The following is a 5,256-nucleotide window of genomic DNA, read 5'->3' as shown; positions in this document are numbered from 1 at the left end:
GGACGGTTAGCTCAGTTGGGAGAGCACCGCCCTTACAAGGCGGGGGTCACTGGTTCGAGCCCAGTACCGTCCACCATAAACTTAAATCAACTCAACTCAACTCAATTCAATTCGATCAATTTAAATTTATAGAGAAAGCTTAGTTGAAAGAGCACCGCCCACTCTTAACAACCCGCGCCGAATCACTGGTTCGAGCCCAGTACCGTCCACCATAAACTTAAATAAATTCAATTCAACCAATTTAAATTTATAGAGAAAGCTTAGTTGGGAGAGCACCGCCCGCTCTTAACAACCCGCGCCGAATCACTGGTTCGAGCCCAGTACCGTCCACCAATATACCAAGTCCAATAGTTATCTGCCCAATGAGTCGCATTTTCCTTGAACTAAAATGCAACCCTACGGGAATGAATCTAACACGTTCTAACGGCTTAAAATTTAATGAAGATAGGGCGACTATCCCCATCAAATTTTATTTGTTATAACCCGTTATCTAACATTCTCAGTCGAACACCTAACTAATGGAATTGGCATTAGTTCTCAGCGTATGTCCGTCAAAAATTAATTCCAAAACCATAATTTATGCAATCGCTTTCGAAGCAACGTTTTATCGCGGGTACAGAATTTCAGTTCCCGACAAACTCGGCATACCAAGGTTCATGTTGGCAACCCTAAATAATCTTCGATGATGTACCCGCAGCAATGTTGTTTATCGCGTACCCTCAACCATCTTCGACCTTAATTTCGAGTTATTTGCGTTTATCGTTTTAACCTGTCCCGTCCTCTGCTAAAATATGGCGCAAATTTTTCCGTGTTTCTCTGTTATGCAGATTCTTATAAGTCAGTGATTATTCTGCGAGAATTGCTACCTGTACAGAGACTTTGTTAGTGAGATAAATATGACTTTAACAACCCGTTTCGCACCAAGCCCAACTGGTTATTTGCACGTTGGTGGTGCCCGTACAGCCCTATACAGCTGGTTATTTGCCAAGAAAAACGGCGGTGATTTTGTGCTTAGGATCGAAGATACGGATCTGGAACGTTCTACTCAGGCTTCTGTGGATGCCATTATGGACGGGATGAACTGGTTGAACCTTGACTGGAATTTAGGACCATATTATCAAACCAAACGTTTTGATCGTTACAAAGAGGTAATTCAGCAATTAGTGGATAATGGTCAGGCCTACCGCTGTTACTGCACCCCGGAAGAAGTTGAAACCATGCGTGAAGAACAACGCGCCAATGGTGAAAAGCCACGTTACAACGGTTTGTGGCGTGATCGCACCGATTATCCTGAAGACAAGCCTTACGTAATTCGTTTTAAAAATCCACTGGATGGTTCGGTTATCATTGAAGACCTTGTAAAAGGGAATATCGAAATTTCCAATGGGGAATTGGATGATTTGATCATTGCTCGTTCTGATGGTTCGCCAACCTATAACCTAACGGTTGTAGTTGACGACTGGGATATGAAAATTACCCATGTTATCCGTGGCGATGATCACGTTAACAATACACCTCGTCAAATTAACATTCTAAATGCGCTTGGCGCGCCACTGCCCAAATACGCTCATATTCCAATGATCTTGGGTGATGATGGTAAGCGTTTATCAAAACGCCACGGTGCTGTAGGTGTCATGCAGTATCGTGATGACGGTTACCTGCCAGAAGCCTTGCTGAATTATTTAGTACGTCTTGGCTGGTCTCACGGCGATCAGGAAATCTTCTCCCGTGAAGAAATGATTGAACTGTTTGATCTAACGGGTTGTAACCGTGCGCCTTCGGCGTTTAACACTGAAAAGTTAATCTGGGTAAATCAGCACTATATGAAATCATTGGACCCTGAGTATGTTGCCAGTCATTTGCAATGGCACATGAATGCGCAGGGTATTAACACGGAAAACGGTCCAGCATTGCCAGAAGTGGTTAAGGTTCAGGCAGATCGTGTGAAAACGTTGAAAGAAATGGCAGAAATCAGCCGTTATTTCTATGAAGAGTATCAGGAGTTTGACGAAAAGGCGGCGAAGAAGCACCTTCGCGGTGTCGCGAAAGCGCCTCTTGAGCTTGTGAAAGCGAAACTCGCTGCCATTAGCGAATGGACACCTGAAAATATTCAGGCGGCAATCAACGGTACGGCAGAAGAGCTGGAAGTGGGTATGGGTAAAGTGGGCATGCCATTGCGTGTAGCCTCTACCGGAGGCGGTAACTCACCATCTTTGGATGTGACATTAGCGTTACTCAAGCCTGAGCAAATTCAAAGTCGTATCGACAAGGCAATTGCCTTTATTGACGCTCGAGCTCAGCAGTAGTCGACGACAAGTATTAAAAATGGACTTGTTGAGTTAGTCACAATAATTGGTAACCGACTAAACTAATGAGTAACGAATAAAAACGCACAGCTTGTGGATACGAACTGTGCGTTTATTTTTATCCTCCCAAGGAGCATAGATTTTTGCAATTTGATCAATTTAATCTGGACAATCGATTAGTCAAAGCCATTGACCATTTGGGTTTTGACCAGGCATCAGAAATACAGCAGCAGGCGATTCCCGCGGCGATGGCGGGGAATGACCTGATAGCATCGTCAAAGACTGGCTCTGGCAAAACCCTGGCGTTTTTGTTACCGGCGTTACATCGTTTAATTCGCCAAAGAGCGTTGGCAAAACGCGATCCCCGGGTTGTTATCCTTACCCCGACCCGAGAATTGGCAAAACAGGTATTTACGCAATTACGATTAGTCAGTTCAGGTACCCCGTTTAAATCGGTATTGATCCTTGGTGGTGAAAATTTTAATGACCAGGTTAAAGTGTTGGCTAAAGAGCCGCATATTATTGTGGCAACGCCGGGGCGCTTAGCGGATCATCTTAACCAGGGACATTTTTATCTGCACGGTCTGGAATTGTTAATTCTCGATGAAGCGGATCGTATGCTTGATTTAGGTTTTGCTGAGCAACTTAAGCAAATTCATCAGGCCGCGGATCATCGCAAACGTCAGACGTTGATGTTTTCTGCCACCATGGATCATCAGCAAGTTGAAGATTTTGCTCTGGACTTGATGAATAAGCCGAAACGGATTGCTGTAGGCAAGATAAGCTCTGAGCACAAAGACATTCACCAGCGTTTTGTTCTTAGTGATCACTTAGATCACAAAGAGGTTCTGCTTAATCACTTGCTGAGCAATGAGTCTTTCCAGCAGATGATTATTTTTACTGCAACTCGCTCTGATACCGAGCGTTTGGCAAATTTCCTGCAACAGCAGGGGATTGACTCGCTGGCTTTAAGTGGCGATTTAAAACAATCGGATCGTAATCGCATTATGGAGCAATTCTCCAAGGGGCAGGCAAAAGTGCTGGTGACAACCGATTTAGCGTCCAGAGGGTTGGATCTGGTCAATGTTTCCCATGTGATCAACTTCGATTTGCCGAAACATCCGGAAGAATACGTCCATCGAATTGGCCGAACGGGGCGTGCGGGCGAAAAGGGCGATGCGATTTCGTTTATTGGCCCTAAAGATTGGCAGAGTTATCTGAGCATTCAGGCGTTTCTTCAGCAAGCCATTGAATTTAGCGTTATAGATGGTCTTGAAGCCAGCTTTAAAGGCCTAAAACCAAAACCTAAACGTAAGCCAAGCGACAAACAAGCTAGCAAAGTGGTGAAGAAAAAATCGGCGAAACCAAAAGCAAAACCGAAAAAGCGTGTGTTTCATGAAGCCCAGGATATTGGTGATTTACCGGTCATGCGTCGTAAAAACAGTGAATATACTGATGACAATGAATAGGGGCTAGGCTTCAGATCTCAGATTAAAGTCTATTACCAATCACATCAAGTTTGTGCACAACTCAGAGTTAGGGGCGAGGTTCAGTTACAACATAGGTTTCATTGATATAGTCATTCTATATTAATGAAATATAGGGTCGTAAATGGGCCTTGAGGTAAACTCCCTACGGGTGAATTTTAAAGGCGTTTGGACTACGTTACTGATTTTGGCTGATTTTGAGAGCGGAATAACCATTCTCTGCAATCAAAGCCTTGTCTAAAAGCCTTTAAATTCTCACTGAGTGAGCAATCATTTAATGTGATTGGTATAAAGTAGACGCTGGGTTTAAAACAGAGTTAAAAAAAATGGCGAAACCTTGGTTTCGCCATTTTCGTTTATTCGTTTAGTGGTTTAGTTAGGATGAGCGACCAGTTCCTGTTCTGGGACCTGATATTTGTTATACAGATTGGAATTAATTACGCCTTTGCGATGGGCAAGAGCGGCTTCCAGTTTTTTAACGGAACTTCCGATGGCCTTGTATAGGTCGTCGTCTACGGCAGAAACGGATACTTTGACGTTTTCATACTGTGTAGTGACTTCGATCTTTTGGATATTCTTCTCCACTTTAAGAATGATATCCAGAGACATTAAGTTGGGAAAGTGACTGGCAACCTTAGCAAATTTACTATGAATGACATCGGCGATAGCCTCGGTTACTTCTACATGATGGCCTGAAATATTTATTTTCATACAGCTCTCCTTTTTTCGAGTCTTCATGATAAGCATGGGGACGATGATTCGACCTTGCAAGCTTAAACAGGTAAAAAATTGTATTTAATGGGAGATTAAAGGTTCCTTATTGATTAATGTTGCTTAAAAAATGGGTGTTTAGACAGGATATTTTGTTGCCATATCCGCGTAAGTTTTTTCGATTAACTGTTTTAAAATATCTAGGTTTATGTCCGCCAGCTTATTGATATACAAACAGGATTTTCCCACTTTATGTTTACCGAGCTGCGCCAGCATGGTTTGGTAGTGGCTAAACCCCAGCATGATATAAATGGCTATATTTTGTTTGTGTGGCGAAAAGCCAGTGCGTAAAGATTCTCCTTCGCGACCTGAATCATAGCAGTAATGATATTGACCAAAGCCGATTATAGAAGTTCCCCAGAGTTGAGGTTTTTGTTTGGTTATCTGTTCGAACAACTGGAGAAGTTGTTCGCTATCCTGACGTTTGATCGGATGCTCAATGGCAGCGATAAGCGTATCGGGATTAAGGGGTGTTGGTTGGATTTTATTGTCGTTCATTAACCACCTTAATCATGTACGTTATGACTTAACCTTACTCCAAGTTTGATTAAAGTGACAAGCGTTTCATGCAACATTTTTTCTAATCCGTTGCGTTAAATCAATGAAACGGCGTTTTAATACCAATCACATTAAGTTTGTGCACAACTCAGAGTTAGGGCAGAGGTTCAGTTACAACATAGGTTTCATTGATA

The 5,256-nt window shown here is 42.9% G+C and carries 4 protein-coding genes and 1 tRNA gene; 3 read left to right on the top strand and 2 right to left on the bottom strand.

Translation table 11 applies throughout. The features are described from left to right. The 3 genes from ACHUFQ_RS14605 (at nt 1) to ACHUFQ_RS14595 (ending at nt 3,775) form a co-directional block, all read left to right on the top strand. Nucleotides 1-76: transfer RNA gene (locus tag ACHUFQ_RS14605), tRNA-Val, on the top strand. A gap of 820 nt (nt 77-896) precedes the next feature. After that, the gene (gene gltX / locus ACHUFQ_RS14600) at nt 897-2,306 is read left to right on the top strand and encodes a glutamate--tRNA ligase (RefSeq protein WP_394176583.1); all 1,410 of its coding nucleotides are present in this window, start codon (nt 897-899) and stop codon (nt 2,304-2,306) included. 143 nt (nt 2,307-2,449) lie between these two features. Next, nucleotides 2,450-3,775: a DEAD/DEAH box helicase gene (locus tag ACHUFQ_RS14595; RefSeq protein ID WP_394176582.1), complete on the top strand. Its 1,326-nt coding sequence runs from the start codon at nt 2,450-2,452 to the stop codon at nt 3,773-3,775. 390 nt (nt 3,776-4,165) lie between these two features. On the opposite strand, the gene hpf is transcribed toward ACHUFQ_RS14595, so the two are convergent. Together hpf and ACHUFQ_RS14585 are read right to left on the bottom strand one after the other, a co-directional pair. Further along, nucleotides 4,166-4,504 carry a ribosome hibernation-promoting factor, HPF/YfiA family gene (gene hpf, locus ACHUFQ_RS14590; RefSeq protein WP_394176581.1) on the bottom strand — a complete coding sequence of 113 codons (339 nt, stop codon included), beginning with the start codon at nt 4,502-4,504 and terminating at the stop codon, nt 4,166-4,168. A 138-nt stretch (nt 4,505-4,642) separates the two neighbouring features. Then, complete coding sequence (locus tag ACHUFQ_RS14585; protein ID WP_394176580.1) at nt 4,643-5,062, bottom strand: DUF1801 domain-containing protein; 420 nt, start codon at nt 5,060-5,062, stop codon at nt 4,643-4,645. Nucleotides 5,063-5,256 lie beyond the last annotated feature (194 nt).

The sequence above is a fragment of the Thalassotalea litorea genome, from assembly GCF_043642205.1.
Classification (GTDB): domain Bacteria; phylum Pseudomonadota; class Gammaproteobacteria; order Enterobacterales; family Alteromonadaceae; genus Thalassotalea_A; species Thalassotalea_A litorea.
This window is presented reverse-complemented; position numbering and strand designations above follow the sequence as displayed.